Origin of the sequence: Ramlibacter tataouinensis (assembly GCF_027941915.1) — a bacterium.
Classification (GTDB): Bacteria; Pseudomonadota; Gammaproteobacteria; order Burkholderiales; family Burkholderiaceae_C; genus Ramlibacter; species Ramlibacter tataouinensis_C.
In genome coordinates this window covers 2,817,775-2,843,417 of the sequence record NZ_CP116009.1, presented here as the reverse complement: position 1 = coordinate 2,843,417, position 25,643 = coordinate 2,817,775, and the positions used below count along the sequence as shown (strand labels likewise).

30 protein-coding genes are annotated in these 25,643 nt (G+C 69.6%); 9 read left to right on the top strand and 21 right to left on the bottom strand.

Going from position 1 to position 25,643, the window contains the following annotated elements:
* Positions 1-14 precede the first annotated feature (14 nt).
* Complete coding sequence (ftsY, locus tag PE066_RS13520) at positions 15-1,172, top strand: signal recognition particle-docking protein FtsY (protein WP_271233057.1); 1,158 nt, start codon at positions 15-17, stop codon at positions 1,170-1,172.
* Between the two features lie 10 nt (positions 1,173-1,182).
* Positions 1,183-2,235, top strand: a complete 1,053-nt coding sequence (gene selD, locus PE066_RS13515; protein WP_271233056.1) for a selenide, water dikinase SelD — start codon at positions 1,183-1,185, stop codon at positions 2,233-2,235.
* Here the strand turns inward: selD and cutA are convergent.
* Positions 2,232-2,570 (bottom strand): divalent-cation tolerance protein CutA, encoded by a 339-nt coding sequence (gene cutA / locus PE066_RS13510; protein ID WP_271233055.1) that lies wholly within the window; start codon positions 2,568-2,570, stop codon positions 2,232-2,234. The genes selD and cutA overlap by 4 nt on opposite strands.
* A 50-nt stretch (positions 2,571-2,620) precedes the next feature.
* Between cutA and PE066_RS13505 the strand changes: the two genes are divergently transcribed.
* The 3 genes from PE066_RS13505 (at position 2,621) to PE066_RS13495 (ending at position 6,008) form a co-directional block, all read left to right on the top strand.
* Complete coding sequence (locus tag PE066_RS13505; RefSeq protein WP_271233054.1) at positions 2,621-3,082, top strand: Mpo1 family 2-hydroxy fatty acid dioxygenase; 462 nt, start codon at positions 2,621-2,623, stop codon at positions 3,080-3,082.
* A gap of 186 nt (positions 3,083-3,268) precedes the next feature.
* Positions 3,269-4,204: an RNA polymerase sigma factor RpoH gene (gene rpoH / locus PE066_RS13500; protein ID WP_271233053.1), complete on the top strand. Its 936-nt coding sequence runs from the start codon at positions 3,269-3,271 to the stop codon at positions 4,202-4,204.
* A 142-nt stretch (positions 4,205-4,346) separates the two neighbouring features.
* Complete coding sequence (locus PE066_RS13495; RefSeq protein WP_271233052.1) at positions 4,347-6,008, top strand: sensor domain-containing diguanylate cyclase; 1,662 nt, start codon at positions 4,347-4,349, stop codon at positions 6,006-6,008.
* 60 nt (positions 6,009-6,068) lie between these two features.
* On the opposite strand, the gene PE066_RS13490 is transcribed toward PE066_RS13495, so the two are convergent.
* Genes PE066_RS13490 through PE066_RS13470 form a run of 5 tightly spaced genes read right to left on the bottom strand, consistent with a single transcriptional unit; the run spans position 6,069 to position 10,080 of the window.
* Positions 6,069-6,665 carry an SCO family protein gene (locus tag PE066_RS13490; protein ID WP_271233051.1) on the bottom strand — a complete coding sequence of 199 codons (597 nt, stop codon included), beginning with the start codon at positions 6,663-6,665 and terminating at the stop codon, positions 6,069-6,071.
* Positions 6,666-6,667: 2 nt separating this feature from the next.
* Positions 6,668-7,543 carry a heme o synthase gene (gene cyoE, locus PE066_RS13485; protein ID WP_271233050.1) on the bottom strand — a complete coding sequence of 292 codons (876 nt, stop codon included), beginning with the start codon at positions 7,541-7,543 and terminating at the stop codon, positions 6,668-6,670.
* Complete coding sequence (locus tag PE066_RS13480) at positions 7,540-8,697, bottom strand: COX15/CtaA family protein (protein WP_271233049.1); 1,158 nt, start codon at positions 8,695-8,697, stop codon at positions 7,540-7,542. Before PE066_RS13480 ends, cyoE begins: the two co-directional genes overlap by 4 nt.
* Positions 8,694-9,407, bottom strand: a complete 714-nt coding sequence (locus tag PE066_RS13475; protein ID WP_271233048.1) for an SCO family protein — start codon at positions 9,405-9,407, stop codon at positions 8,694-8,696. The genes PE066_RS13480 and PE066_RS13475 overlap by 4 nt, the downstream gene beginning before the upstream one ends.
* On the bottom strand, positions 9,358-10,080 hold the full coding sequence (locus PE066_RS13470; RefSeq protein ID WP_271233047.1) for an SURF1 family protein: 723 nt from the start codon (positions 10,078-10,080) through the stop codon (positions 9,358-9,360). The genes PE066_RS13475 and PE066_RS13470 overlap by 50 nt, the downstream gene beginning before the upstream one ends.
* 24 nt (positions 10,081-10,104) lie before the next feature.
* Here PE066_RS13470 and PE066_RS13465 point away from each other — a divergent pair, with 24 nt between their 5' ends.
* Positions 10,105-10,326: a twin transmembrane helix small protein gene (locus tag PE066_RS13465; protein WP_271233046.1), complete on the top strand. Its 222-nt coding sequence runs from the start codon at positions 10,105-10,107 to the stop codon at positions 10,324-10,326.
* Between the two features lie 99 nt (positions 10,327-10,425).
* Here PE066_RS13465 and PE066_RS13460 read toward each other — a convergent pair whose 3' ends face one another.
* From PE066_RS13460 to PE066_RS13425, 8 genes are all read right to left on the bottom strand, one after another.
* Complete coding sequence (locus PE066_RS13460; RefSeq protein WP_271233045.1) at positions 10,426-11,307, bottom strand: cytochrome c oxidase subunit 3; 882 nt, start codon at positions 11,305-11,307, stop codon at positions 10,426-10,428.
* Positions 11,308-11,345: 38 nt separating this feature from the next.
* Positions 11,346-11,522, bottom strand: a complete 177-nt coding sequence (locus PE066_RS13455) for a DUF2970 domain-containing protein (RefSeq protein ID WP_271233044.1) — start codon at positions 11,520-11,522, stop codon at positions 11,346-11,348.
* The gene (locus PE066_RS13450) at positions 11,519-12,121 is read right to left on the bottom strand and encodes a cytochrome c oxidase assembly protein (RefSeq protein ID WP_271233043.1); all 603 of its coding nucleotides are present in this window, start codon (positions 12,119-12,121) and stop codon (positions 11,519-11,521) included. Before PE066_RS13450 ends, PE066_RS13455 begins: the two co-directional genes overlap by 4 nt.
* A gap of 4 nt (positions 12,122-12,125) precedes the next feature.
* Positions 12,126-12,242, bottom strand: coding sequence for a cytochrome oxidase small assembly protein (locus PE066_RS13445; RefSeq protein WP_271233042.1), 117 nt, complete (start codon positions 12,240-12,242; stop codon positions 12,126-12,128).
* Between the two features lie 14 nt (positions 12,243-12,256).
* On the bottom strand, positions 12,257-13,936 hold the full coding sequence (gene ctaD, locus PE066_RS13440; RefSeq protein ID WP_271233041.1) for a cytochrome c oxidase subunit I: 1,680 nt from the start codon (positions 13,934-13,936) through the stop codon (positions 12,257-12,259).
* A gap of 21 nt (positions 13,937-13,957) precedes the next feature.
* Positions 13,958-15,109, bottom strand: coding sequence for a cytochrome c oxidase subunit II (coxB, locus tag PE066_RS13435; RefSeq protein ID WP_271233040.1), 1,152 nt, complete (start codon positions 15,107-15,109; stop codon positions 13,958-13,960).
* 48 nt (positions 15,110-15,157) lie between these two features.
* A complete protein-coding gene (locus PE066_RS13430; protein WP_271233039.1) occupies positions 15,158-15,637 on the bottom strand; it encodes a DUF2244 domain-containing protein in 480 nt (159 codons plus the stop codon).
* Between the two features lie 67 nt (positions 15,638-15,704).
* Positions 15,705-16,604: a class I SAM-dependent methyltransferase gene (locus PE066_RS13425; RefSeq protein ID WP_271233038.1), complete on the bottom strand. Its 900-nt coding sequence runs from the start codon at positions 16,602-16,604 to the stop codon at positions 15,705-15,707.
* A 27-nt stretch (positions 16,605-16,631) separates the two neighbouring features.
* Between PE066_RS13425 and PE066_RS13420 the strand changes: the two genes are divergently transcribed.
* Together PE066_RS13420 and PE066_RS13415 are read left to right on the top strand one after the other, a co-directional pair.
* Positions 16,632-17,333, top strand: coding sequence for a ComF family protein (locus tag PE066_RS13420; protein WP_271233037.1), 702 nt, complete (start codon positions 16,632-16,634; stop codon positions 17,331-17,333).
* Positions 17,334-17,338: 5 nt separating this feature from the next.
* Complete coding sequence (locus PE066_RS13415; protein WP_271233036.1) at positions 17,339-17,800, top strand: tRNA (cytidine(34)-2'-O)-methyltransferase; 462 nt, start codon at positions 17,339-17,341, stop codon at positions 17,798-17,800.
* 165 nt (positions 17,801-17,965) lie between these two features.
* On the opposite strand, the gene PE066_RS13410 is transcribed toward PE066_RS13415, so the two are convergent.
* The 7 genes from PE066_RS13410 to PE066_RS13380 all read right to left on the bottom strand — a co-directional run bounded on the left by PE066_RS13410 (position 17,966) and on the right by PE066_RS13380 (position 25,034).
* On the bottom strand, positions 17,966-18,421 hold the full coding sequence (locus tag PE066_RS13410) for a MaoC family dehydratase (RefSeq protein ID WP_271233035.1): 456 nt from the start codon (positions 18,419-18,421) through the stop codon (positions 17,966-17,968).
* Between the two features lie 122 nt (positions 18,422-18,543).
* Positions 18,544-19,752 (bottom strand): ABC transporter substrate-binding protein, encoded by a 1,209-nt coding sequence (locus tag PE066_RS13405; protein WP_271233034.1) that lies wholly within the window; start codon positions 19,750-19,752, stop codon positions 18,544-18,546.
* A 57-nt stretch (positions 19,753-19,809) separates the two neighbouring features.
* On the bottom strand, positions 19,810-20,829 hold the full coding sequence (locus PE066_RS13400; RefSeq protein ID WP_271233033.1) for a branched-chain amino acid ABC transporter permease: 1,020 nt from the start codon (positions 20,827-20,829) through the stop codon (positions 19,810-19,812).
* Positions 20,830-20,834: 5 nt separating this feature from the next.
* A complete protein-coding gene (locus PE066_RS13395; RefSeq protein ID WP_271233032.1) occupies positions 20,835-21,704 on the bottom strand; it encodes a branched-chain amino acid ABC transporter permease in 870 nt (289 codons plus the stop codon).
* Positions 21,705-21,717: 13 nt separating this feature from the next.
* A complete protein-coding gene (locus tag PE066_RS13390; RefSeq protein WP_271233031.1) occupies positions 21,718-22,431 on the bottom strand; it encodes an ABC transporter ATP-binding protein in 714 nt (237 codons plus the stop codon).
* On the bottom strand, positions 22,428-23,210 hold the full coding sequence (locus tag PE066_RS13385; protein ID WP_271233030.1) for an ABC transporter ATP-binding protein: 783 nt from the start codon (positions 23,208-23,210) through the stop codon (positions 22,428-22,430). The genes PE066_RS13390 and PE066_RS13385 overlap by 4 nt, the downstream gene beginning before the upstream one ends.
* Positions 23,211-23,402: 192 nt before the next feature.
* Positions 23,403-25,034, bottom strand: a complete 1,632-nt coding sequence (locus tag PE066_RS13380; RefSeq protein WP_271233029.1) for a long-chain fatty acid--CoA ligase — start codon at positions 25,032-25,034, stop codon at positions 23,403-23,405.
* A 130-nt stretch (positions 25,035-25,164) separates the two neighbouring features.
* On the opposite strand from PE066_RS13380, the gene PE066_RS13375 reads away from it, so the two are divergent.
* Positions 25,165-25,560: a hypothetical protein gene (locus tag PE066_RS13375; RefSeq protein ID WP_271233028.1), complete on the top strand. Its 396-nt coding sequence runs from the start codon at positions 25,165-25,167 to the stop codon at positions 25,558-25,560.
* Positions 25,561-25,643 lie beyond the last annotated feature (83 nt).

The following is a 25,643-nucleotide window of genomic DNA, read 5'->3' as shown; positions in this document are numbered from 1 at the left end:
TAGAAACGCCCTCGATGTTCAGTTTCTTTCGCAGAAAACCGGCTGCCACGCCGGCGCCTGCTGCCCCGCCCCCGCCTCCCGCCGCCCCAGCCCAACCGGTCGCAGCGCCGGCCCCGTCCCCCGCGGCCGAGCCGTTGCCTGCGCCTGCGCCCGCCCCTGCGCCCTCACCCGCCGCCACGCCGGCGCCCAGCGCCGCCCCGGCCGCCGGCGGGCTGATCGGCAGCGCGCTGGTGCAGGCGATGGAGGTCCCGGCGCCCGCACCGGTGGCGCCGGAGCGCCAGGGCTGGATGCAGCGGCTCAGCGCCGGGCTGCGCAAGACCGGCACCAGCATCAGCGAGGTCTTCACCGGCGGGCAGATCGACGACAACCTCTACGAGGAGCTGGAATCGGCCCTGCTGCTGGCCGACACCGGGGTCAAGGCAACCCAGCACCTGCTCGACGAGGTCAAGCGCAAGGTGGCCGCCACCGGCGCGACCCGCCCGGTGCAGGTCAAGAACATCCTGAACGAGGCACTGGCCCAGCTGCTCAAGCCGCTGGAGAAGGCCCTGGTGATCGGCGAGCAGCAGCCCACGGTGATCATGGTGGCCGGCGTCAATGGCGCGGGCAAGACCACCTCGATCGGCAAGCTGACCAAGCACCTGGCCGACGAAGGCGCGTCGGTGCTGCTGGCCGCGGCCGACACCTTCCGCGCGGCGGCGCGCGAGCAGCTCGCCGTCTGGGCCGATCGCAACACGGTGGAGATCGTCAGCCAGGAAGGCGGCGATCCGGCCGCCGTCAGCTTCGATGCCGTGAACGCCGGCCGGGCCCGCGGCAAGGACGTGGTGATCGTCGATACCGCCGGCCGCCTGCCGACCCAGCTGCACCTGATGGAGGAGCTGCGCAAGATCCGGCGCGTGGTGCAGAAGGCCCAGCCCGATGCGCCGCACGAGGTGCTGCTGGTGATCGACGGCAATACCGGCCAGAACGCGCTGGCCCAGGTCAAGGCGTTCGACCAGGCGCTCGGCCTGACCGGGCTGATCGTCACCAAGCTCGATGGCACGGCCAAGGGCGGCGTGCTGGCCGCGATCGCCCAGGAAAAGCCCGTGCCGGTGTATTTCATCGGGGTCGGCGAGAAACTGCAGGACCTGGAAACCTTCAGCGCCCGCGAGTTCGCGCAGGCGCTGCTGGGCTGAGGAGCCATCGATGGACAAGCCGGGCGAGCCCCGCCTCACTTCCCTCTCGCACGGCGGCGGCTGCGGCTGCAAGATCGCGCCCGGCGTGCTGTCGCAGATCCTGCAGGCCAGCGCCTCGCGCCTGCCCGTGCCGCCGCAACTGCTGGTGGGCATCGAGACCGCCGACGACGCCGCCGTCTACCAGCTCAACGACGAGCAGGCGCTGGTGGCGACGACCGACTTCTTCATGCCGATCGTCGACGACCCGTACGACTTCGGGCGGATCGCCGCCACCAACGCGATCTCCGACGTCTACGCCATGGGCGGGCGGCCGATCCTGGCGCTGGCCATCGTCGGCATGCCGGTCAACGCGCTGTCCACCGCCACCATCGGCCGCATCCTGCAGGGCGGCGAGTCGGTCTGCACGGCCGCCGGCATTCCGGTGGCGGGCGGCCACACCATCGACTGCGTCGAGCCGATCTACGGCCTGGTCGCCCTCGGCCTGGTGCACCCCCGGCAGGTGCGGCGCAACGCCGGCGCCCGGGCCGGCGACGTGCTGGTGCTGGGCAAGGCGCTGGGCGTGGGCGTGCTGTCGGCGGCGCTGAAGAAGCAGGCGCTGGATGCCGCGGGCTACCAGCGCATGATCGCCACCACCACCCGCCTGAACACCCCCGGCCCCGAGCTGGCCGCGCTGGACGGGGTCCATGCGATCACCGACGTGACCGGCTTCGGCCTGGCCGGCCATGCCCTCGAAGTGGCGCGCGGCGCCGGTCTGACGGTGGCGCTGGACTGGAACAGCGTGCCCTTGCTGCCCGGCGTGGCGCAACTGGCCGCCGACGGCTTCGTCACCGGCGCCTCCGGCCGCAACTGGGCGGGGTACGGTGCCGACGTGGCGTTGCCCGAGGGGTTCTCCGACACCCAGCGGGCGCTGCTGACCGATCCGCAGACCAGCGGCGGCCTGCTGGTGTCCTGCTCGCCGCAGGCGCTGCCCCAGGTGCTGGCGGTCTTCCGCAACCACGGCTTCGCGGACGCCGCCGCCGTCGGCGAAGTGCTGGAAGGACCGGCGCGGCTGCTGGTTCGCTAGGGCGCGGAACCGACTTCCTGGCGCACCCAGCCGGCGTAGGCCGGGCTGGCCTGCATCACCTGCCAGAGCAGTTGCGGCAGCTCGTAAGGGTGCGATTCGGCGAAGAAGGCCTGCAACTGCGGCAGCAGCGAAGGCAGCGACTTGACCGTCAGCCGCACCTCGGCCTCGGCGCACAACCGCCCTTGCCAGCGGTAGTGCGACTGCAGTCCCTCCTCCACCTGCACGCAGGCCGCCAGGCGCCGCTTGACCAGCGCCTGCGCCAGCCGGCGGCCGTCATCGGCGCTGCCGACGGTGGTGGTGAGACTCAGGATGCCGGTTTCTGTAAAGTCGCCCATGGTGTTCGAGCCGTCGCAGAACGGCCATTGTTCCAAACCTGGAGACGACCATGCCCACCCTGAGCGAACCGACCGCCGCCGCCAGCCCGCGCCGCGTGGACGAGCTGCTGGCCCACTACGGCGAGAGCCACCGCAACCCGGCCAACGAGGCGATCCACTGCGTGGCCATTCCCCTGATCATGCTGAGCCTGCTGGGCCTGCTGTTCGCCCTGCACCCCTGGGTGGCGTACGGGTTCGTGCTGGCCAGCATGGTCTATTACGCCCGCTTGTCGGCCGCCTTCCTGTTGAGCATGGCCCTGGTTTCGGTCCTGGGCCTGGCCCTGGTGCACGCCATGGGCGCGCGAGTGCTGCCCCTCTCGGCCGCCATCTTCGTGCTGGCCTGGATCGCCCAGTTCGTGGGACACAGGATCGAGGGGCGCAAGCCCTCGTTCTTCGAAGACATCCAGTACCTGTGGGTGGGGCCGCTGTTCGTGCTCAGCCTTGGCTTTCGCAAGCTCGGCTGGCGCTGGTAGGTTAGTGCACGCTTTGGTTGCGCTACAGGCTGTTTCTGGCTCGTTGGGCCGCACCCGGAAACCTGATCGGCCCGGCGGACTCCATCCCGGAGGTCGGTTCCGGCTATGGCCGGGATTGAACTTGCCCGTTAGCACTCGCTCTAAGCGAGTGCTAATATGAAGTTCAACATGAAAGGAGCACCCGGCATGACAGCCTCGACGACGCGACCAGCCGGCGGTTCGCTGGCCCTCGCCAACCCTTGGGCCGTCGTCCCGTCGCTCGGCAACCTCGACGCCTACATCTCCGCGGTGAACCGCCTGCCCATGCTCACGCCCGAGGAAGAGCAGGAGTTCGCCCGCAAGTTCAAGGACCACAACGACCTGGAAGCAGCCGGCAAGCTGGTGCTGTCGCACCTGCGGCTGGTGGTTTCGGTGTCGCGCAAGTACCTGGGCTACGGCCTGCCGCACGGCGACCTGATCCAGGAAGGCAACATCGGCCTGATGAAGGCCGTCAAGCGCTACGACCCGGACCAGGGCGTGCGCCTGGTCAGCTACGCGCTGCACTGGATCCGCGCCGAGATCCACGAGTACATCCTGAAGAACTGGCGCATGGTCAAGGTGGCGACCACCAAGGCCCAGCGCAAGCTGTTCTTCAACCTGCGCTCCATGAAGCAGGGCTTCAAGGATGACGACGGCGCGCAGACGCACCGCGAGACGCTGACCGACGCCCAGATCGACGTGATGGCGCGCGAGCTGAACGTCAAGCGCGAGGAAGTGATCGAGATGGAGACGCGGATGGCCGGCGGCGACGTGCTGCTCGACCCGGCGCCGGCCGACGACGGCGAGGACGCCTTCGGCCCGATCGCCTACCTGTCCGACGCCAGCCAGGAGCCCACCGCCGTGCTGGAATCGCAGCAGCGCGACGTGATGGCCACCGACGGCATCGCCGCGGCGCTGGACGGGCTGGACGAGCGCAGCCGCCGCATCGTGGAGGAGCGCTGGCTCAAGGTGAACGACGACGGCTCGGGCGGCCGCACGCTGCACGAACTGGCCGCCGAGTTCGGTGTCTCGGCCGAGCGGATTCGCCAGATCGAGGCGGCCGCCATGAAGAAGATGCGCAAGGCGCTGGCGGCGTACGCCTGACGCTTTCCACCCGACAAGAGAAGAGCCCGGCTTTCGCCGGGCTTTTTGTTGTGGAAGTGGGCACCCCAGGATGTAACAAAGATGTGACAATTCACGCGTGCCTGCCGAATCATTTGTTCGCTGGTTGTTGGGAGGGCTGCTGTTGCTCGCCTCGGGGTGGGCGCTGGCGACCTCGCCGATCGTGGCGGGGCCTGAGGGCGGGTCCTTCGCACTAGCCGGCAAGGCGAGTTACTGGGTAGAGCCGGGCCGCACCCTCACCGTCGGCGAGGTCGAGGCCCGCGCCGCCGGGCTGCCCTGGTCCCTGCGCCAGCCGGGCCAGCAAGACGATCTGGACGGCAAGGCTTTGTGGATCCGGTTCGAAGCCGAGGTCCGGGGCAGCAAACCCTGGTTCCTGGTGGTCGGCTCCTCCGGCATCGACCGTGTGCAGTTCTTCCGTCACGACGCCGGCGGCGCCTGGGTCAGCGAGGAGGCGGGCGACACCGTGCCGGTGTCGCGCTGGCCGGTGCCCGGCCACTTGCCGACCTTCGAACTGGCGCCCGGCGGGGACACGCCCAGCACCTACTGGGTGCGCATCGAGCACAACCGCGTCGATTTCGCGGCCGACCTCGGCCTGCAAAGCCAGTCTTCGCTGCTGGCCATGCGCGAGCGCGAGCAGTTCCTGATGGGCGGCTATTTCGGCGTGGCGGCGCTGCTGGCCTTCGTGGCGCTGGCCAGCGCCCTCGCGTACCGCGACCGCAATTTCACTGCCTACGCAATGTACCTGGTCCTGTTCTCGCTGGGACAGGCAGCCTATCTCGGGTTGGGTGCCCAGTACCTGTGGGATTCCTGGCTGGAATGGAACGCCGTGTCCACCTTCCTGCTGCCCGGCCTGTCGACGGTGGCCGCGCTCTGGTTCGTGCAGGTGGTGACCGAACCAGCCCGCTTCTCGCGGCTGCTGGACCGCATGGTCTGGGTGCTGATGCTGGCCACGCTGCTGGCGGTGCTGGTGGACACCTGGCTGCCCAGCCGCACCCTGTTCGGCGTCCGGCTCGTGCTGACCATCGGCGCCGTGGTCCTGATCGCCCTGCTGATCGGGCTGGTCTGGATCAAGGGCAACGATCCGGGCATCCGCCTCATCGCGCTCGGGTTCGTGCCGGTGCTCGTGATGTCGTTGTTCCCGGTGGCGCGCGGGCTCGGACTGATACCCAACAGCGTCCTCACCCGCTATGGGCTGGCGATCGGTGCCGCCTTCGAGATGCCCATCCTGTTCCATGCGCTCAGCCTGCGCTCGCGCAGGCGGCGCGAGGCGCAGCTGCGCGCCTCCGCGCTGCCGCACACCGACGCGCTGACCGGTCTGGCCGACCGCTCGACGCTGCTGCAGCACATGGACGCCGCCGCCGCCCGCGGCCGCAGCCAGAAGCACTCCTTTGCCCTGCTGCTGGTCAAGCTGGCCAACCACGACGCGATCGCCGGCGAGTTCGGCCGGGAAACGATGGAGCGAGCCCTGGTGGTGGCCGCCTCGCACCTGCGCCGCGCCGCCACCGACATCGACCTGGCCGCGCGGGTGGGCGAGCACGAGTTCGTGCTGCTGCTGGAGGGGCCGACGACGGCGGAAGCGGCCACCGCCCGCGCCCAGCAGGTCGTCGCCAGCGGGCTGCGGCCGGCGCCGGCGCTGCCCGGCGGGCTGACGCTGCGCCTGCAGGTGGCGATGGCACTGCTGCCGGACCGGCAGGCCAGTGCCGCGGAGACGCTGGAGTGGGCGCTGGCGGCGCTGGCGGCGATGCGGCCGGATTCGCGCAAGCAGATCCGGCCGATCAACTTCTAGCCGCGACCGTGTCGTCGCTTCCGCGAACCGTGCGCCAGGAGCCGCCTCGCAGGCGGGCCCTCAGGCCGACTGCAGCAACTGCCTGAGGTCCTCGGACAGTGCCTGCGGCCCGGTGCCGTAGCGGGTGTACAGGCGCAGCCGCCCCTGCGGGTCATAGACGAAGCTCGCGGCCGAGTGGTCCATGGTGTAGCTGCCCGCCGTCTTGCCCTCGACCTTCTTGTAGTAGACCTTGTAGTCCTTGGCGGTGGCTTCGACCTGCTCGGGCGTGCCGCGCAAGGCGATGAAGTCGGGGCCGAAGTTGGCCATGTAGGCCTTGAGCACTTCCGGCGTGTCGCGCTCCGGATCCACCGTGATGAAGATGCCCTGCACCCGGGCGCCGTCGGCGCCCAGCAGTTGCTTGGCCTGGGCGATCTCGCTCAGGGTGGTGGGGCACACGTCGGGGCACTGGGTGTAGCCGAAGAACACCACCACCGCCTTGCCGCGGAAATCCTGCAGGCTGCGCACCTTCCCGTCGGCATCGGGCAACTGGAACCCTCTGGCGTACTCGACGCCCGAGATGTCGACGGCGGAGAACTGCGGCTTGCGCTCGCCGCAGGCGGCCAGCACCGGCGGCAGCGCGGCGGCGGCAATCAACTGCAGGACATGGCGGCGGTTCATGGTCACCTCACGAAAAGATAGTGGTCCAGCAGCAGCGCGGCGAACAGCACGCTCAGGTGGACCAGGGAGAAGCGGAAGGTCTTGCGCGCGAGCGCATCGGAGTAATCGCGCCACAGGCGGAACCCGTACCAGGTGAAGCCGGCGCTGAGCGCCAGCGCGGCGGCCAGGTACAGCCAGGAGCTCATGCCGATGGCGAACGGCAGCAGGCAGGCCGCCGCCAGCACCAGCGTGTACAGCAGGATCTGCAGCCGCGTGAACTCGCTGCCGTGGGTCACCGGCAGCATCGGCAGGCCCGACTTGCGGTAGTCCTCCACCCGGTACAGCGCCAGCGCCCAGAAGTGCGGCGGCGTCCACAGGAAGATGATCAGGAACAGCACCAGCGCCTCGGGCCCGACGTCGCCGCGCATGGCCGCCCAGCCCAGCACCGGCGGCATGGCGCCGGAGGCGCCTCCGATCACGATGTTCTGCGGGGTGCGGGGCTTGAGCACGACGGTGTAGATCACCGCATAGCCGACAAAGGTCCCGAACGTCAGCCACATGGTCAGCGGGTTGACGGTCCAGTACAGCAGCAGCGAGCCGGCGGCGCACAGGATCACCGAGAACAGCAGGGTCTGGGTATCCGACAGCTCGCCCTTGGCGGTGGGGCGCCAGGCGGTGCGGCGCATCTTGGCGTCGATGCCCTTTTCCACCAGGCAGTTGAAGGCGGCGGCGGCGCCGGCCACCAGCCAGATCCCCAGCGCGGCGAACGCGGCGACGCGCAGGTCCTCCAGCCGCGGCAGCCCGGGCACGGCCAGCACCATGCCGATGACCGCGCAGAAGACGATCAGCTGCACCACGCGCGGCTTGGTCAACGCGTAGAACTGGGCCACGCGGGTCATGTCCGCGCTCCCTGGCGCGTGCGCGCCGCGGTCGGGACACCGGCTCGTTCGGCCGCCCGGGCCATGCGGACCTCGCACAGCGCCCAGGTCAGCACCATGACCAGCAGGGCGGCGCCGCCGGTGTGGGCCAGTGCCGCCACCAGCGGCCAGCCCAGCACCACGTTGGACAAGCCGCTGAGCAACTGCCATGCGGCCAGCAGCGCCAGCAGCCTGGCCTGCCGCGGCAAGGCAGACCGCAGCCGCCAGGCGAGTGCCAGCAGCAGCGCCAGCACGATGTAGGCCGCGAGCCGGTGCACGTAGTGAATGGCGGTAAGTGCGGCGAAGCTCACGTGCTCGCCGGCGGCGCTCAGGCCCAGCGGCCGCCACAGCTCGAAGCCCTGCGCAAGGTCCATCGCCGGCCACCAGCTGCCCTGGCAGGTGGGGAATTGCTGGCAGGCCAGCACGGCGTAATTCGTGCTGACCCAGCCGCCGAGTGCGACCTGCAGCCAGAGCGCTGCCGTGGTGGCGGCCAGCAGGGCGTAGCTGCCGGCATCCAGCCGCATGCGGCCGCCGCCGCGCTCGGCCTGGCGGTAGCCCACGGTCTGGCGCACCAGCAGCGCGAGCAGGACCAGCCCGCCCAGCAGGTGCAGGGTGACGATGGCCGGGAACAATTTCATGGTCACGGTGAGCGCGCCGAACGCGCCCTGGATGCAGACCCACGCCAGCGTGGCCGTCGGCCACCACGGGCCCACCGGCAGCTGATGGCGCCGGTGCAGCACCCAGGTCGCCACCGCCAGCGTCAGGATCAGCACGCCGACCGCGGTGGCGAGGTAGCGGTGCACCATCTCGATCCAGGCCTTGGTGTGCGTCACGGGGCCGGTCGGCATCTCGGCCTGGGCCGCGCTGATCTCCGCATGCGCGCCCATCGGGCTGGCGCTGGCGTAGCAGCCCGGCCAGTCGGGGCAGCCCAGGCCCGAATCGGTCAGCCGGGTGAAGGCGCCGAACAGCACCAGGTCCAGCGTCAGGAACAGCGTCAGCCCGGTCAGCAGCGCCAGCCGGTGCACCGGCAAGGCCTTGCGGCTGCGCAGCCACAGCCAGCCCAGCGGGCCGGCCGCCAGCACGGCGCCCATGGCCATCATGTGCAGCGCCGGCGAAAGATCAACCAGGTCCATCATCGGTTGCGCCCCGGCTGGTCCCAACCGGCCGACGCCCGCAGCAGGCGGTCGAGGTCGGCCTTGGCCTTGGCGGCGCCGGGCCGGTCGAGTCCGGCGGGAAATCGCAGCATCCAGTGACCCATGGGATCGACCAGGTACAGGTGGTCCTCCAGCGCCTGGCCGGCGGCCGGCTGCAGCCATTGCGCGAGCTGCTCGCGCGGCGCACGCAGCACCGTCGCGGCCGCCAGCGCCGGCTCCAGTTCCGGTCGCACCGGCGCGGCATCGTCCACCAGCCAGACCCAGTCGAGCCGGTCCTTGTCCTTGCCCAGCGCCTCGCGGATCTGGCGCTGCAGGTACAGGTGGTTCTCGCAGCGCGCGTCGCAGGCGCCGCCGGCCACGCTGACCAGCAGCCATTGGCCGGCCAGCGAGGGCAGCGCCACCGGCTGCCCCGCCAGCGTGCGAGCGGTCAGCGCCGGCAGGGTCGGCTGCGCCTGGATCAACTCGCCGAAGTTGCGGCGCGCGTCCGGCCGCACCACGTAGTAGGTGAAGTAAGAGGCGATGACCGGCGCGGCGCAGATCAGCAGGACCCCAAGCATCTTGAAGCGCCCACGCGTCGTGCGCTGGGCTTGTTCCAGCTCGCGCGGACCGGGCAGCGCATGCACCGTCAGGTCCAGCGGCTGGTCAAGATGACCGGGCTCGGCGGCGGGGTTGGATGAACTGGTACCAGGCATAGAGGAAGGCGATCAGGCCGCACAGGGCCCACCACTGGAAGGCGTAGCCGTAATTGGTTTCGGAGCCACGGCCCCCGGTCTCGGGCCATTCGCGCCGCAGGCCCTGCGAGGCGGGGCCGGTCTGCTGCACCGAGACGTCGGCCAGCAGCTTCAGGCCCGTCTCGGCAGCGTACGGCAGCAAGTCGAGATTCTGCCGGATGGGCCCGCTGCCCGATGGGCCGAACTGGTAAAGCTTCGCCGGGGGCGGGGCGATGCGCCCCTGCACCACCACTTCGCCGGGCGGCGTCTCCACCCGTGGCAACGCCTCGCGCTGCTCGAAGTTGCGGGGCGCCCAGCCGCGCTGCACCAGCACCACGCTGTCACTGCCGGCCAGCCGCAGCGGCGTGAGCACGTAGAAGCCGACGCGCCCTTCCATCTGCCGGTTGTCCAGGAAGACGGTCCGCTCGGGCACCCACTGGCCGCGCAGCTGCACCGGGCGGTGCAGCAGCGCGCGCCGATCGCCGGACAGCAGGGCGGCCTGGTCCAGGGCGGTCATGTCCTTGCGCGACTGGATCGCGGTTGCCAGTGCGTCCTTCTGGTGGGCCCGGCCGAGCTGCCACAGCCCGAGCGCGAAGGTGGTGCCGATGCCCAGCAGCGCGGCCAGGGTCAGCAGCCAGAAGCGGGTCCGCTTCATCGGGGCGCGCCGATAATCGGCGCCATGAAATACCTCGTGCTGCTGGCGTTCGTGGCGATCATCGGCAGCCTCGGCTCGGCGCTGTACTTCATGATGCGCGACGGCCAGGACGGCCGGCCGCGGACCGGCCGCATGGCGCGCGCGCTGGCCTTCCGGGTGGGCTTTTCCATCCTGCTGTTCATCTGCATCCTGATCGCCTGGAAGCTGGGTTACATCCAGCCTACCGGAATCCCTGCCGGGGCCTGACGCGCCTCGCGAAAATGCACAAGGCGCCCGCTGGGCGCCTTGTCGCTTCCGATCGGGCCGCCGGGAGAAGTCGCGACGCGATTCTTCCCGACGAAGTCCTTACATCCAGTAGACCAGCACGTACAGGCCCAGCCAGACCACGTCGACGAAGTGCCAGTACCAGGCCGCGCCCTCGAAGCCGAAGTGGCGATCGGGCGTGAAGTGGCCGCGCATCAGCCGCAGCGTGATGAAGAACAGCATCAGCATGCCGACCAGCACGTGGAACCCGTGGAAGCCGGTCAGCATGAAGAAGGTGGAGCCGTAGGCGCCCGACGTCAGCTTCAGGTTCAGGTCGGTGTAGGCGTGGTAGTACTCATAGCCCTGCACGCACAGGAAGGTGAAGCCCAGCAGCACCGTCAGCCACATGAAGGCGATGGTGGGGGCCCGCTTGCCCACGCGCAGCAGGTGGTGGGCGATGGTCAGCGTCACGCCCGAACTCAGCAGCAGCGCCGTGTTGATGGTCGGCAGCCACAGCGGGCCCATGGTCTGGAACGGCTCCACCGTGCCGGCCGGCGAGGCCGTGATGCCCGGCGCCGTGCTGGGCCAGGCCGCCTTGAAGTCGGGCCACAGGATCGAGTTCTCCAGACCGCCGAGCGCGGGCACCGAGTGGGCGCGCATCCACCACAGGGCAGTGAAGAATGCGCCGAAGAACATCACCTCCGAGAAGATGAACCAGCTCATGCTCCAGCGGTACGAGTGGTCCACCCGGCGGCTGTACTGGCCCGCCTCGCTTTCACCCACGGCGTCGCTGAACCACTGGAACAGCACGACCAGCAGCCAGACCAGGCCAAAGAAGAAGGTCCACTTGCCCCAGCCGATGCTGTTGATCCATGCGGCGGCGCCGAAGATGACGAAGAACAGGCCGAAGGCGGCGAAGAACGGGTGCCGCGAAGGATGCGGCACGAAGTAGTAGGGCTGGCTGCCGCCGGCGGTTGAGCTCATGGTTTGTCGACTCCTGCTTTCGATTCTTGTGTGATTTCCTAGACGACCCAGTTGACCAGCGCGATCAGGCCGGCCACGACCAGGACGATGCCCACCAGCCCGACTGCCACCACGTGCAGGGGGTTGGCGCGGCGGGCGTCGTCTTCCCACCCGCTGCGCTTGCGCACGCCGAAGAAGGACCAGGCCACCGCGCGCGCCGTGCGCAGGAAGCTCATGACCGCTCTCCGGGTGCCGGCTCGGGCCCGGCCGACGAAACCGCGGCCGGCGCCGCCGGCGTGGACGACCCCACCTCGAAGAAGGTGTACGAGAGCGTGATCGTGGTCACGTCCTTGGACAGCTTGGGATCCACCACGAAGGCGACCGGCCACTCCTTCTTCTCGCCCGGCTCCAGCGTGTACTGGTTGAAGCAGAAGCACTCGAGCTTGTTGAAGTGCGCGGCGGCCTGGCGCGGCGCGTAGCTCGGAATGGCCTGCGCCGACATCCGGCGGTCCTGCACGTTCTGGAACTCGTAGACCACCGTGGCCAGTTCGCCCGGATGCACCTTCAGGCTGGAGACCGCCGGCTTGAACTGCCAGGGGCCGCGCGCGTTGGCGTCGAACTCCACGGTGATGGTGCGGGCCAGGTCGACCTGCGAGTTGGCCGCCGCGGTGGAGCCGCCCGGCACCTGCTTTTCGCTCAGCGCCAGGATGTTGATGCCGGTGAGCTCGCAGATGTGCTTGTAGATCGGGATCAGCGCGTAGCCGAACACGAACATGCCGGCGGCCACCACCGCCAGCTTGCCCACCATCTTGCGGTTCTCCCCGCCTGCGGCCATGGCTTCAGCCTCCTCCCATGAGGATCATCTTGGCCATGAAGCCGAGCAGGAAGGCCAGCGCGACCGACGCCAGGATCAGGCCCAGGCGGCGGTTGGCCTTCTTGCGCTCGTCGTCGTTCATGGCCGCGGGCATGCTCAGTGGGGCACCGCGCCCGGCGCGGCGTGCGGGTTGATGTGGCCGTCCAGGATGCGGGTGGCGCTGGCGTCCAGCTTGGGCGGCGTCTCGAAGGTGTGGAACGGCGCCGGCGACGGCACTTCCCACTCCAGGCCCTCGGCGCCCTTGCCGTCCGGGTCGTTCCACGGCCGCTGCGGGGCCTTTTCGCCCTGGCCGCGCATCACCGGCAGCACCACGAAGAAGAAGAAGTACACCTGCGCCAGGCCGAAGGCGAAGCCGCCGAGCGAGGCCCACATGTTGAAGTCGGCGAACTGCATGGGGTAGTCGGCGTAGCGGCGCGGCATGCCGGCCAGCCCCAGGAAGTGCATCGGGAAGAAGGTGACGTTGAAGGAGATCAGCGACCACCAGAAGTGGATCTTGCCTCGCGTCTCGTTGTACATCACGCCGCTCCACTTGGGCGACCAGTAGTAGAAGCCGGCGAACAGCGCGAACAGCGAGCCGGCCACCAGCACGTAGTGGAAGTGCGCCACCACGTAGTAGGTGTCCTGCAGCAGCAGGTCGATCGGGGCCATGGCCAGGATCAGCCCGGTGAAGCCGCCGATGGTGAACACGAAGATGAAGCCGACCGAGAACAGCATCGGGGTCTCGAAGGTCATCGAGCCCTGCCACATGGTGGCCGTCCAGTTGAAGATCTTCACCGCCGTCGGCACCGAGATCAGCATGGTCGCGTACATGAAGAACAGCTGGCCGGTCACCGGCATGCCGGTGGTGAACATGTGGTGTGCCCAGACGATGAACGACAGGATCGCGATGGCGGCGACGGCATACACCATGGAGGCGTAGCCGAACAGGCGCTTACGCGAGAACGCCGGCACGACCTGGCTGATGATGCCGAAGGCCGGCAGGATCATGATGTAGACCTCGGGGTGGCCGAAGAACCAGAAGATGTGCTGGTACATCACCGGGTCGCCGCCGCCGGCCGGGTTGAAGAAGGTGGTGCCGAGGTGGCGGTCGGTCAGCGTCATGGTGATCGCGCCGGCCAGCACGGGCATCACGGCGATCAGCAGGTAGGCGGTGATCAGCCAGGTCCAGGCGAACATCGGCATCTTCATCAGCGTCATGCCGGGGGCGCGCATGTTGAGGACCGTGACGATGATGTTGATCGAGCCCATGATCGAGCTGGCGCCCATGATGTGCATCGCGAAGATGCTGGCGTCCATCGACGGGCCCATCTGCAGCGTCAGCGGCGCGTACAGCGTCCAGCCCGCCGCCGGCGCGCCGCCGGGGATGAAGAACGAGCCGATCAGCACGATGCCGGCGGGCACCAGCAGCCAGAAGCTGAAGTTGTTCATCCGCGCGAACGCCATGTCGCTGGCGCCGATCTGCAGCGGGATCATCCAGTTCGCGAAGCCGACGAAGGCCGGCATGATCGCGCCGAACACCATGATCAGGCCGTGCATGGTCGTCAGCTGGTTGAACAGCTCGGGGTTGACCAGCTGCAGGCCGGGCTGGAACAGCTCGGCGCGGATGCCCATGGCCAGCAGCCCGCCCACCATCAGCATGGTGAACGAGAACAGCAGGTACAGGGTGCCGATGTCCTTGTGGTTGGTGGCATAGACCCAGCGGCGCCACCCGGTCGGGGCGTGGTGGTCGTCGTGGTGCTCGTGCGCGAGGCCGGGGGTGGGGAGAACTGCGCTCATGGCGTTACCTCGGGTGCTTTCTTATTTGCGCGCCGCCAGCACTTCGGACGGCTGGACGATCTGGCCGGTCTTGTTGGACCAGTGGTTCTTGGTGAAGCTGATCACCGCCGCCAGGTCGGTGTCCGACAGCTGCTTCCAGGCCGGCATCGCGCCGCGGCCATGGAGCACCACCTCGAGCGCCTTGCCCTTGTCGGCGTCCTGCACGATGGCCGAGCCGTCCAGCGGCTTGATGGGGCCGGCGCCCTTGCCGTTTTCCTGGTGGCAGGCGGCGCAGTTGGCGGCATAGACCTTGGCGCCGCGGGCCCCGATGTCCGCCAGCGTCCAGACCTTGTTGGGATCGTCCTGCTTGGCCGCCAGCTTCTTCTGCTGGTCGGCCACCCAGGCGGTGTACTCCTGCGCGCTCACCACCTTGACGTGGATGGGCATGTAGGCGTGCTCCTTGCCGCACAGCTCGTAGCACTGGCCGTAGAAGTCACCGGTCTTTTCGCTGCGGAACCAGGTGTCGCGCACGAAGCCGGGAATGGCGTCCTGCTTGATGCCGAACGCCGGCACGCCCCAGGAGTGGATCACGTCGTTGGCCGTGGTGATGATCCGCACCTTCTTGTTGACCGGCACCACCAGCGGGTTGTCGACCTTGAGCAGGTAGTCGTCGGGCACGGCGCCGGCGGCGCCTGCGTTGGACATGGCGCGGTGCGAGCTGTCCAGGGTGGACAGGAAAGCCAGGCCCGACCCCTCGCCGTTGAGGTAGTCGTAGCCCCACTTCCACTGGTAGCCGGTGGCCTTGATGGTCAGGTCGGCGTTGCCGGTGTCCTTGGAGGCGACCAGCACCTTGGTGGCCGGCAGCGCCATCAGGATCACGATGATGAAGGGGATCACCGTCCAGACCACTTCGACGGTGGCCGATTCGTGGAAGTTGGCGGCCTTGTGGCCGACCGACTTGCGGTGCTTCCAGATCGAATAGAACATCACCCCGAACACCAGCACGAAGATCACCGTGCTGGTGATCAGCATGAACCAGTGCAGCCAGGAGATCTCGGCGGCGATGCGGGTGGCCGCCTCGTGCAGGTTGAGCTGGCGCACGCCGGGCCCGCCGGGAAGGTCGTTGACCGCGTGCGCCGCGCCGGACGCCAGCGCGGCCGCGAGGCCGGCGGACTTGATCGAAAGGCTCTTCATCGTTCTTGGTTCCGTCTGTTCAATCACACAATCCGCCGCCGGCGCCGCTCAGGCCGCGGCCCGTTCGCGCAGCGCGCTCCTGATTTCCTGTGCCAGCAGGGGCCGCAGCTCCGGCCGCAGGTAGCGCCCCACCCGCACCGAGCGCCCGCGGCCCGAGACCTCGATCAGCGAGCGTCCACCCGAGCGCGGCTCCACCCGCACCCAATCGGGATCGAACTCGGTGCGCTGCAGCTGACCGGCGCTCTCCAGCTCGACCACCAGCCGGCGCCCCTGCAGGCAGATGCGCTCGCCGTCGGCGGCGTGCCGGGCATAGGCCAGGAAGGCCAGGCCCAGCGCACCGAGCTCGAACCAGGCAAAAGGCATTGCAAGTGGTGCGCCACGCAGCCAGAAGTACGCAGCGATCGCGATCGAGACGGCGCACAGGGCGGCATAGAACCACCCCAGCTGGGTCGGCGTGACCGAGCAGTTACGCCGCAGGAACCAGACGATGGCCTGCCCCTGGACTGTCGCGAAACGAAAAACCGGCATCGGCGGCACTGACACAAATCAACAGGGCATTGTAGCCCCGTTGATGTGCATCAATTCCGCGCATGAACTACGGATTTAGCTTTTGTGCACCACCGCGCAGCAGGCCGCGCATGTCATCGAGGCTGAAAGCGGTCTGCGCCTGCACGCGCACGCGCGGCTCGGGCCGCAGCGCATGGCCGTAGACGATCTCGAACGTGAGCGCGAGCCGCCCTTCGGCGTTGCGCAGGCGGCGCTCGATGGCCTGCTCCAGGCGCGTGCGCCAGGCCTTGCCGCGCAGGGCCGCAAAGCGCCCCGGGTGCAGGTTGGCGCCCAGCTCGCGCAGCTCCGCCAGCAGGCGCTGCGGCGTCTCCCAGGTCAGCGTGAGGCGCTCCATGTCCATCACCGGCTCTGCGAAGCCGGCCTCCACCAGCATGTCGCCCCAGTCGTGCATGTCGGTGAACTGCGGCCCGGGCGGCGGCCAGCCGAGCTCCCGGTACAGCGCATGCAGCTCGCGCAGCGTGTCCGGGCCGAAGCAGGAGAACATCAGGAAGCCGTCGGTCTGCAGTGCCCGCAGCCAGCGGGCCAGCAGGCCGGCCGGACGGGGCTCGAAGTGCAGCGCCATGTTGGCCCACAGCATCTGCACCGACGCGTCGGCGACCGAGCCGGCCAGTTCGCGCCGCGGCCCGCCCCAGCGCTGCCACCAGGACTGGCCCAGCGCCTGGCGCGCCGCCGCCAGCCGCTGCTCGTCCGGCTCCACGGCCAGGCACACGGCCTGCGGGTAGCGCTGCTCCAGCAGGGGCTGGGCCGCCAGGCCGCCGCGCACCGGCTCCCAGTGCGCCCAGCGCTGCGGCGCCAGCCGGATCCACTCCAGCCGCTGCGCCATGCGGCGCGCGACCTCGTCGTGCAGCCAGGGCGAACGCGCGGGCGCCGCGCGGACCCAGCGTGCAGCCGCGGCGGGGTCGATCGTGGGGGGGAGTTCGGCGGACACGGAAGGCTGCAAAGTATATTGACCGCCATGTTCCGGCAGCTCGTGCAAGGCCTTTCGGCGGCAGCGCCCGCGCAATGCGAGGCCTGCCGCGCCTGGCCGGCGCAGCCGCTGTGCGGGCCGTGCCTGGAGCGGTTCGCCGAGCCGCGTCCCCGCTGCCGCCTGTGTGCCCTGGCGCTGCCGGTCGGCGTCGAACGCTGCGGCCGCTGCGCCGGGCAGCCGCCGGTGCTCGATGCCTGCCACGCCGCCGTCAGCTACGGCTATCCCTGGGCCGGGCTGATCGGGCAGTTCAAGTTTGCCGGCCAGCCCGGCTGGGCCGACTGCTTTGCCCGCCTGCTGCTGTCGCGCGGCGCGGTGCGCGATTGCCTGGACAGCGCCGATCGCGTGGTGCCGATGCCGCTGGCGCGCGAGCGGCTGGCGGCGCGCGGCTTCAACCAGGCCCATGAACTGGCGCGGCGGCTGGCGCCCGGGCGTGCCGACGCGACGCTGGCGCTGCGGCTGCGCGATACGCCGGCGCAGGCGCGGCTCGACCGCGAGGCGCGCCTGGCCAACCTGCGCCACGCCTTCGCGCTGGAGCCGGCCCGGGCGCACGAGGCGCGCGGGCGCCGCATCGTACTGGTCGACGACGTCATGACCAGCGGCGCTTCCCTGTTCGCGCTGGCCGGGGTGTTCCGCGCCGCCGGCGCATCGCAGGTGTCGGCCGTGGTGCTGGCCCGCACCGAGGAGGTTTGAAGCCCGTGTTCCACATCGTCCTGGTCGAGCCGGAGATTCCGCCCAACACCGGCAACGTGATCCGGCTGGCCGCCAACACCGGCTGCACCCTGCACCTGGTCGAGCCGCTGGGCTTCTCCATGGACGACCGGCTGCTGCGCCGGGCCGGGCTGGACTACCACGAGTACGCCGAGGTCCGGCGGCACGCCGGCTGGGACACCCTGCTCGCCTCGGAACGGCCCGATCCCCAGCGCACCTTCGCCCTCACCACCCATGGCACGCGCCTGGTGCACGAGGTCGGATTCCGGGCCGGTGACTGGCTGGTGTTCGGCGCCGAAACGCGCGGCCTGCCATCGCCCTTGCGCGAGTCCTTTGCGCCGGCGCAGCGGCTGCGCCTGCCGATGCGGCCGGGCCAGCGCAGCCTGAACCTGTCCAACGCCGTGGCCGTCACCGTGTTCGAGGCCTGGCGCCAGAACGGCTTTGCCTGAGCGGCGAAGCCACACACTTTGCCCAGGACGGTTGCACGCGGCCGGGCTTGAAGACCTGCGCGGCGGCAGCCAAGTCCAAGGCCGGCCCGCGTCCGCGCGGCCGCTCGTGATCATCACTCCCTTGTGGCCGGCGCCCGTGCGCCGGCCATTTTTTCGGGGGACGCCTCAGGCGTAGCGACGCGCGATCGACTCGGCCACACAGGCCGGACGGTCGGACCCTTCGAGCTCCACCGTCACTTTCCAGGTGATCTGCATGCCGCGCCCTTCCAGCGGCTCGCAGGCCAGCAGGGCCATGTGTCCGCGCACCCGGCTGCCCACCGGCACCGGCGCGGTGAACCGCACCTTGTTGAGCCCATAGTTCACGCCCATGCGCGTGCCTTCGATGCGCACCGCGCTCTCGAACAGCCGGGGCAGCAGCGACAGGGTCAGGAAGCCGTGGGCGATCGGAGCGCCGAACGGCCCGGCCTTGGCCCGCTCGACATCGACGTGGATCCACTGGTGGTCGCCGGTGGCCTCGGCAAAGCGGTTGACCTGCTCCTGGGTGATGGTGATCCAGTCGCTGACGGCGACGTCCTGGCCGACCAGGGCGGCCAGCTCTTCGAGGGAGGCGAAAGTTCTCATGGGCGGGCAGTGGCAATCCGCGGCCGGCTCGGGGCCGCTGGGTCGCGACTCTAACCGGCGACCTCGGCCATGGCAGTCATGCGCGGGACGCGTGGCGCGGGGCGAGCGCGCCTGCGCAGCCGTCACTGCGCGCCGCCCAGCACCTCGCCGAACAGCACCCACTGCTTGCCGTCGAAGCGGGCCAGCTGGGCCTGCTCGATCGGGGCATGGTCCGTGGGGCTGGTATTGACGGTGATCCCCGGCAGCAGCAGTTCCGACCTGAAGTTCTTCAGGCTTTCGGCCTGCTTGCGGATGTTGTCGCGCGAGAGATCGTTGCCGCACTGCTTGAGCACCTGCACCATCAGCTCGGCCGCGAGCACGCCGTAGATGTTGCTGGCGTCGGCGACGTCGCCGTCGCGGTAGTACTTGCCCATGAAGCCGCGCCACTTGAGCATGGCCGGGTCGTCCTTCCACTGCGGATCGTTGGCGTCCTTGTAGTAGTTCACCGTGACCAGGCCGACCGACTTGTCCAGCCCCGCCGGCGTCAGCACCGACCCGACCGAGGCACCCACGTTGTTCAACAGGTGCAGCGGCTTCCAGCCGGAATCGGGCACCTTGCGCACGGCCTGGGCCGCGAACTTGGGGGTGGTGATGTTGATGAAGGTGTCGGCGCCCGAGGCCTTGAGCGTGAGGATCTGCGAATCGATCGTCGGGTCGGTCACTTCATAGGTCTGCTCGGCCACGATCATCTTCGCCTTGTCCCCCTTGAGCACCTGCTTGACGCCGGCCAGCACGTCCTTGCCGTAGTCGTCGTTCTGGTAGAGGACCGCGATCTTCGCGTTGGGCTTGTTCTTCAGCAGGTACTGCGCGTAGATCTCGCCTTCGGTCTGGTAGCTCAGGTTCAGCCCGAACGTCCAGGGGAAGTTCTTCGGATCGTTCCACTTGGTCGCGCCCGTGGCCACGAACAGGTGCGGCACCTTCCTGGCGTTGACGTACTTGTGGATCGCCGAGTTGCTCGGCGTGCCCAGCGTCTGGAACAGCGCCAGCACCTGCTCCTGCTCGACCAGCTTGCGCACCTGCTCCACCGCCTTGGGCGGGCTGTAGCCGTCGTCGACCGAGACCAGGTTGATCATCCGGCCGTTGATGCCGCCGCCGTCGTTGATCATCCTGAAGTAGGCCTGCTCGACCTTGCCGATGGTCCCGTAGGCCGACGCCGGCCCGCTGTAGGGCATGGTCTGGCCGAGCTTGATCTCCTTGGCCTGGCCGAACGAGCGCATGGGCAGCAGGGAGGCGCCGACCGCGGCGCCGGCGCCCAGCACGAGGGAGCGGCGGGGAATCTTGGTGGATGTCATGGTCCTTCCTTTCCAGTTCACACAGTCACGCTTGCACACAAGCGGCCGCGAGGGTCGCTACCGGTTTGCCAACCGGTGCCGAACGAGCCGGATCAGGCCCGCGACGCCCGAGGGCATGAGGTACATGAAGCCGATCAGGAAGATGCCGTAGATCGCCCACGGCGCCGCCTTGGAGATCTGGTCGGCGATGTTGGGGATGAACTGGATGAAGAGGGCGCCGTACAGTGCCCCCGAGATCGACGCCAGCCCGCCCACCACCACGCCGACCAGCAGCGTGAGCGACAGGAAGATGGTGAACGAATCCGGCGAGGCGAACTGCACGGCGATGGCCGCCAGCGCGCCGGCCACGCCGGTGTACAGCGCCGACACCCCGAAGGTGAGCGACTTGTACAGCGCGGTGTTCACGCCCATGGCCTGGGCGGCGATGGGCTGGTCGCGGATCGCCACCAGCGCCCGGCCCACGCGGCCGCGCAGCAGGTTCCAGCCGGCCCAGAACAGCCCCGCGGTCCAGGCCAGCGTGAAGAAGTACAGCCACTGGTCCTGCGACAGCGGCGCCCAGGCCGGCGGGTCGGGCTTGATCAGCACCACGCCCATGGAGCCGCCGGTCCAGTGCTCCAGCGCCTTGTGCTTGAGGATCTGCGGCATCGCCACGCCCAGCGCGAAGGTCGCCAGCGCCAGGTACAGGCCCTCCAGCCGCAGCGCCGGCAGCCCGAACAGGAAGCCGGCGACCAGGCACACCAGTCCGGCCACCGGGATGGCCGCCCAGTACGGGACGCCGGCCGTCTCCATCAGGATCGCGGCGGTGTAGGCGCCGATGGCGAAGAACGCGCCGTGGCCCAGCGAGATCTGGCCGTTGTAGCCGGTCAGCATGTTCAGCCCCAGCAGCGCAATCGCATAGGACAGCGCCAGCGTGATCTGGAACACCTGGTAGTTGCCCAGCACGAACGGCAGCGCGCAGGCGCCGATGGCCAGCAGCACCAGCCCGATCGTCTGCTGCCGGTCGACGGACAGCGCGCCAGGCGGCCGGTCGCCGGTGGCCCGCGCCGGCATCACCGGCACCGAGGGAGGCGTTTCCATGCTGCTCATACCCGCGCCACGTGCACCTTGCCCAGCAGCCCCGAGGGCCGCACCACCAGCACCGCGACGATGATCACCAGGGCCACGGTCAGCTTCAGCTCGGTGCCCAGGTAGACACCGACCACGTTCTCCAGCACGCCCACCAGGAAGCCGCCGAGCACCGCGCCACCCGGGCTGTCGATGCCGCCCAGCAGCGCGCCGGCAAAGGCGTACAGCAGGATGCCGCCCATCATGTTGGGCTCCAGGAACACGATGGGCGCGACCATGATCCCGGCCACCGCGCCGATCGCCGAGGCCAGACCCCAGCCGAGCGCCAGCATCCAGCCGACCCGCACGCCCACCAGCCGGCTGGAGGCCGGGTTCTGCGCCGCCGCCCGCATCGCCAGGCCGAGCGGCGTGTAGCGGAAGAAGGCGAACACCAGCCCCAGCACGACCAGCGTGACGGCCATCGAGCCGAGTTCGTGCGAGGACAGATACCTGTTGTCCAGCAAGCTGCCCGAGGGGAACGGACTCGGGAAGGGCTTGATCGTGTAGGTGTAGATCCACCCGGCCAGGCTGTTGAAGATCACCAGCAGGCCGATGAAGACGATCACCACCGACAGCACCGGCGCGTTCTCGACCGGCTGGATGATCACCCGCTCGATCAGCACGCCGGCGGCGAAGGCGATGGCGACCGTCAGGAAGAAGGCGACCCAGTACGGCAGCCCCGCCTGCATCAGCGACCAGGCGATGTAGGTGGCGAACATGGCCATCTCGCCCTGGGCGAAGTTCACCAGGTGGGTGGCCTGGTAGATCATGACCAGCGCCAGCGCCACGCTGGCGTAGATGCCGCCGGTGGCCAGGCCGGCCAGGATCTGGTGCAGCAGCAGTTCCACGCGCGCTTTCCCTTCAGTAGCCCAGGTAGGAGCGCCGCACCGACTCGTCGTCGCGGATCGACTCGGCGGTGCCGGAGATCACCACGCGGCCGGTCTCCAGCAGGTAGGCGTGGTCGGCCAGCTTCAGCGCCAGCGAGGCGTTCTGCTCGACCAGCAGCATGCTGGTGCCCTCGGCCTTGTTGATGGCGGCGAGGATCTCGAACAGTTCCTGCACCACCAGCGGCGCCAGCCCGAACGAGGGTTCGTCCAGCAGCAGCAGGCGCGGCCGCAGCATCAGCGCGCGCGACACCGCCAGCATCTGCTGCTCGCCGCCCGACAGGGTGCCGGCCTGCTGGCGCAGCCGCTCGCGCAGCCGCGGGAAGTACCCGTACATGCGGTCGAAATCGGCCTGGACCTGCGCGCGGTCGCGCCGCGTGTACGCGCCCAGGCGCAGGTTCTCCTCCACCGTCAGGTTCAGGAAGGTGCCGCGGCCGTCGGGCACGTGCGCCACGCCGAGCCGCACGATGGTTTCGGTGGTCTTGCCGTCGATGCGCTCGCCGGCCAGCCGGACCTCGCCCTGCGCGCGAACCATGCCGCACACCGCACGCAGCGCGGTGGTCTTGCCGGCGCCGTTGGCGCCCAGGATGGTGGTGATGCCGCCCTGCCGCACTTCGAAGTCGATGCCGTGCAGCACGCGGGTGGGGCCGTACTGGGCGTGCAGGTTGCTGGCTTGCAGCATCGCGGTCATGCTTCCACCCCGAGGTAGGCGCGCACCACGTCGGGGTCGGCCTGCACCTGCGCCGGCGTGCCGTCCACGATCTTGCGGCCGAAGTCGAGCGCGACCACCTGGTCGGACACGCGCATCACCAGGTTCATGTGGTGCTCCACCAGCAGGATGGTGAGCGCCAGTTCCGCCTGGATGCGGCGCAGCAGCTGGCGCAGCTCGTCCACCTCCTCGTGGTTGAGGCCGGCGGCCGGCTCGTCCAGCAGCAGCAGCGTGGGCCGGCTGAGCAGGGCGCGCGCGAACTCGACCCGCTTCTGGGTGCCGAACGGCAGGTCGGACACGGGACGGCGCGCCACCGGCCCCAGCTCCAGCAGCTCGATCATGCGGTTGGCCTGCTCGCCCAGCGCCTGCTCCTCCCGCCGCACCGCCGGCAGGCGCAGCGCGTTGGACAGGAAGCCGCTCGAGCTGCGGCAATGGCCACCCACCATGACGTTGTCGCGAACGCTCATGGTGCGGAACAGCGCCAGGTTCTGGAAGGTGCGGCTGATCCCCAGCGCGGCGATCCGGTGGGCGGCGTGCTCCTGCAGCGGCCGGCCCTCGAACAGGATGGAGCCTTCGCTGAAGCCGTACAGCCGCGAGAGGCAATTGAACAGCGTGGTCTTGCCGGCGCCATTCGGACCGATCAGCCCGGCGATGGTGCCGGCCCGCACCTGGAACGACACCCGGTCGAGCGCCGTGATGCCGCCGAACCGCACGGTCACGCCGCGGACATCGAGCAGCGGCGGGTCATCGGCGATGGGCATGGTCGGCGCGCGGCAGAGGGGAAGTCCTTTCGCCTTTATCGAACCGCCGCCCCCATGCAAACAACCGTGTTAACCCGGCGCGAACTCGTCGCCTCACGTGCGCCTTGAGGGCTCATCCATGGCGGCGCCTTGGCGCGGGTGCACTGCCCGGAGGCACCGACGCCCGGTCGGCCGCCGGCGGCGGGAAAACCCTCAGCGCGCGAAACGCTCGCGCAGCTTGAGCTTCCAGAACTTGCCGGTGGAGGTGCGCGGCACCGCGTCCAGCCATTCGTAGCGGTCGGGCAACTGCCACTTGGCGAACCCGTTGCCCAGCAGGTGCGTGTTGAGGTCTTCGGCAGTCACCGCGTGGTTCGGCTTCTTCACGGCACAGGCCAGCGGGCGCTCGCCCCACTTCTCGTCGGGCACCGCGATCACCGCCGCTTCGGCGATCGCCGGGTGGGCCATGATCGCGTTCTCCAGGTCGACCGAGCTGATCCACTCGCCGCCGGACTTGATCAGGTCCTTGGTGCGATCGGTGATGCGCACGAAGCCGAACGGATCGACCGAGGCGACGTCGCCGGTGCGCAGCCAGCCGTCCGCGGTGAACTTCTCGGGCTCCACCGGCACCTCGTGGTAGCGGCCGGTGATGAACGGCCCGCGCACCTGGATCTCGCCCACGCTCCTGCCATCCCAGGGCTGGTCGCTGCCGCCGTCGCCCTGCACCCGCAGGTCCACCAGCGGCACCGGCACGCCCGCCATGGCGGCGCGCCGGTAGCGCTCGTCCATGCCGGCCTCGCGCAACTCGGCCCGCGGGTAGGAGATGGTGCAGACCGGCGAGGTCTCGGTCATGCCCCAGCCCTGCAGGATCCAGATGCCGTGCTTGTCGAAAGCGCGGATCAGGGCCTCCGGCACCGCGGCGCCGCCGACCAGCGAGCGCATGCCGCGCGGCAAGCGCCAGCGTCCGTGGTGGGGCGAGTCCGGCGCCAGCGAAGCCTCGTAGGCCTGGATCAGCGCCATCCAGATGGTGGGCACGCCCAGCGCCAGCGTGGGCGGCTCCTGCTGCATCAGGTCGAGCAGGTCGTCGGGATGCAGGTGCGGCCCGGGAAAGACCATCTTCACGCCCATCATCACGGCGCCGTACGGCATGCCCCAGCTGTTGGCATGGAACATGGGCGTGACCGGCAGCACCACGTCGGTGCCGCGCAGCCCCCAGAAGTCGCCCAGGCTGGCCACCAGCGTGTGCAGGACGGTGGAGCGGTGCGAATAGGCCACGCCCTTCGGGCGCCCGGTGGTGCCGGACGTGTAGCACATGGCCACCGGGTCGTTCTCGTCGTGCGGCGCGTACTGGAAGCGCTCCGGATCGGCATCGGCCAGCAGCGCTTCGTAATCGTCGAACCCCGCCGGCACCGGCTGGCCGGAGAACGGAAACACGATCACGCGCTCGAACCGGTGCAGCGCGGCGAACTGCCGGTACAGCGGCAGCAGCACGTCGTCGACGACCAGGAAGCGGTCGTTCGCATGGCCGGCGATCCAGCCGATCTCCTCGGGCGCCAGCCGCAGGTTCAGCGTGTGCATGACGCCGCCGGCCGCCGGGATGCCGAAATACGCTTCCAGGTGCGCGTGGTGGTTCCAGCACAGCGTGGCCACACGCTCGCCCTTGCGCAGCCCCAGCCGCTGCAGCGCACTGGCCAGCGCGCGGGTGCGCCGATGGAACTGGCCGTAGGTGTGCCGGCGCAGCGACTTGTCGGGCAGGCGCGAGACGATCTCGTTGCCGGCGAACAGCTGCCCCGCGCGCTCCAGCAGGTGGTTGAGCGAGAGCGGCACTTCCATCATGGTGGTCTTCATGGCGTCTCCTGCAAGGACGCCGGCACTCTAAGACGGCGCCGGCCGGGCCAGCCATCCGGAACGGCCCGGGTGTTGCTGCATCCGGTTACACCGGCGACAGCGCGTCGCCGCGGCTCACTAGCATCCGCCCATGCCGATCCGCTGGAGCTTGCTGGGAGTGGCCGCCGTGGCGCTGGCGGTGCAGGCGCAGCCCGCGCCCGAGGGGGCCGCGGAGCGGATCGACGGCGCCGCCGAACGTGCTTCGGTCCCCAGCCGCCCGAGCGTGCCGAGCACGCCGATGGCGGCCGGTGCACCCCTGCCCGAGGCCGCAGCGCCGGTGGCGGGCGTCGACCGCCCGCGCACCTCGCTGCTCGGCGGTGGCTCGTTCGGCACCAATCCGGCCGGCCCCGGGCTGGAGAACGTGCTCAACAGCGGCACGCCACCGGCCTGGGACCGCCGGTCCGGATCGCACAAGGTCTGTCCGCCCGGCCTGGAAAACCGCCACAACGTGTGCGCGGCGCCCCTGGGCAGCATCCTGTCCCCGTAAGCCGGCTTGCCTGCACAACGACGCCCATTCGGCACGCGGCTGCCGAAAGCGGTCGAGTGTTGCCGCGTCCCCACGGACGCGGG

Excerpts from the sequence above, each read along its gene's own strand:
- rpoH (WP_271233053.1), top strand. The coding sequence starts at position 3,269 with ATGACAGCCTCGACGACGCGACCAGCCGGCGGTTCGCTGGCCCTCGCC.
- ctaD (WP_271233041.1), bottom strand. The coding sequence starts at position 13,936 with ATGAGCGCAGTTCTCCCCACCCCCGGCCTCGCGCACGAGCACCACGAC.
- PE066_RS13475 (WP_271233048.1), bottom strand. The coding sequence starts at position 9,407 with ATGCCTGGTACCAGTTCATCCAACCCCGCCGCCGAGCCCGGTCATCTT.
- cyoE (WP_271233050.1), bottom strand. The coding sequence starts at position 7,543 with ATGACCCGCGTGGCCCAGTTCTACGCGTTGACCAAGCCGCGCGTGGTG.
- PE066_RS13460 (WP_271233045.1), bottom strand. The coding sequence starts at position 11,307 with ATGAGCTCAACCGCCGGCGGCAGCCAGCCCTACTACTTCGTGCCGCAT.
- PE066_RS13445 (WP_271233042.1), bottom strand. The coding sequence starts at position 12,242 with ATGAACGACGACGAGCGCAAGAAGGCCAACCGCCGCCTGGGCCTGATC.
- PE066_RS13420 (WP_271233037.1), top strand. The coding sequence starts at position 16,632 with ATGTTCCGGCAGCTCGTGCAAGGCCTTTCGGCGGCAGCGCCCGCGCAA.
- PE066_RS13470 (WP_271233047.1), bottom strand. The coding sequence starts at position 10,080 with ATGAAGCGGACCCGCTTCTGGCTGCTGACCCTGGCCGCGCTGCTGGGC.
- coxB (WP_271233040.1), bottom strand. The coding sequence starts at position 15,109 with ATGAAGAGCCTTTCGATCAAGTCCGCCGGCCTCGCGGCCGCGCTGGCG.
- PE066_RS13400 (WP_271233033.1), bottom strand. The coding sequence starts at position 20,829 with ATGGAAACGCCTCCCTCGGTGCCGGTGATGCCGGCGCGGGCCACCGGC.
- PE066_RS13490 (WP_271233051.1), bottom strand. The coding sequence starts at position 6,665 with ATGAACCGCCGCCATGTCCTGCAGTTGATTGCCGCCGCCGCGCTGCCG.
- PE066_RS13480 (WP_271233049.1), bottom strand. The coding sequence starts at position 8,697 with ATGATGGACCTGGTTGATCTTTCGCCGGCGCTGCACATGATGGCCATG.
- PE066_RS13405 (WP_271233034.1), bottom strand. The coding sequence starts at position 19,752 with ATGACATCCACCAAGATTCCCCGCCGCTCCCTCGTGCTGGGCGCCGGC.
- PE066_RS13380 (WP_271233029.1), bottom strand. The coding sequence starts at position 25,034 with ATGAAGACCACCATGATGGAAGTGCCGCTCTCGCTCAACCACCTGCTG.
- PE066_RS13390 (WP_271233031.1), bottom strand. The coding sequence starts at position 22,431 with ATGACCGCGATGCTGCAAGCCAGCAACCTGCACGCCCAGTACGGCCCC.
- PE066_RS13505 (WP_271233054.1), top strand. The coding sequence starts at position 2,621 with ATGCCCACCCTGAGCGAACCGACCGCCGCCGCCAGCCCGCGCCGCGTG.
- ftsY (WP_271233057.1), top strand. The coding sequence starts at position 15 with ATGTTCAGTTTCTTTCGCAGAAAACCGGCTGCCACGCCGGCGCCTGCT.
- PE066_RS13465 (WP_271233046.1), top strand. The coding sequence starts at position 10,105 with ATGAAATACCTCGTGCTGCTGGCGTTCGTGGCGATCATCGGCAGCCTC.
- selD (WP_271233056.1), top strand. The coding sequence starts at position 1,183 with ATGGACAAGCCGGGCGAGCCCCGCCTCACTTCCCTCTCGCACGGCGGC.
- PE066_RS13450 (WP_271233043.1), bottom strand. The coding sequence starts at position 12,121 with ATGGCCGCAGGCGGGGAGAACCGCAAGATGGTGGGCAAGCTGGCGGTG.
- PE066_RS13455 (WP_271233044.1), bottom strand. The coding sequence starts at position 11,522 with ATGAGCTTCCTGCGCACGGCGCGCGCGGTGGCCTGGTCCTTCTTCGGC.
- PE066_RS13430 (WP_271233039.1), bottom strand. The coding sequence starts at position 15,637 with ATGCCGGTTTTTCGTTTCGCGACAGTCCAGGGGCAGGCCATCGTCTGG.
- PE066_RS13410 (WP_271233035.1), bottom strand. The coding sequence starts at position 18,421 with ATGAGAACTTTCGCCTCCCTCGAAGAGCTGGCCGCCCTGGTCGGCCAG.
- PE066_RS13375 (WP_271233028.1), top strand. The coding sequence starts at position 25,165 with ATGCCGATCCGCTGGAGCTTGCTGGGAGTGGCCGCCGTGGCGCTGGCG.
- PE066_RS13385 (WP_271233030.1), bottom strand. The coding sequence starts at position 23,210 with ATGCCCATCGCCGATGACCCGCCGCTGCTCGATGTCCGCGGCGTGACC.
- cutA (WP_271233055.1), bottom strand. The coding sequence starts at position 2,570 with ATGGGCGACTTTACAGAAACCGGCATCCTGAGTCTCACCACCACCGTC.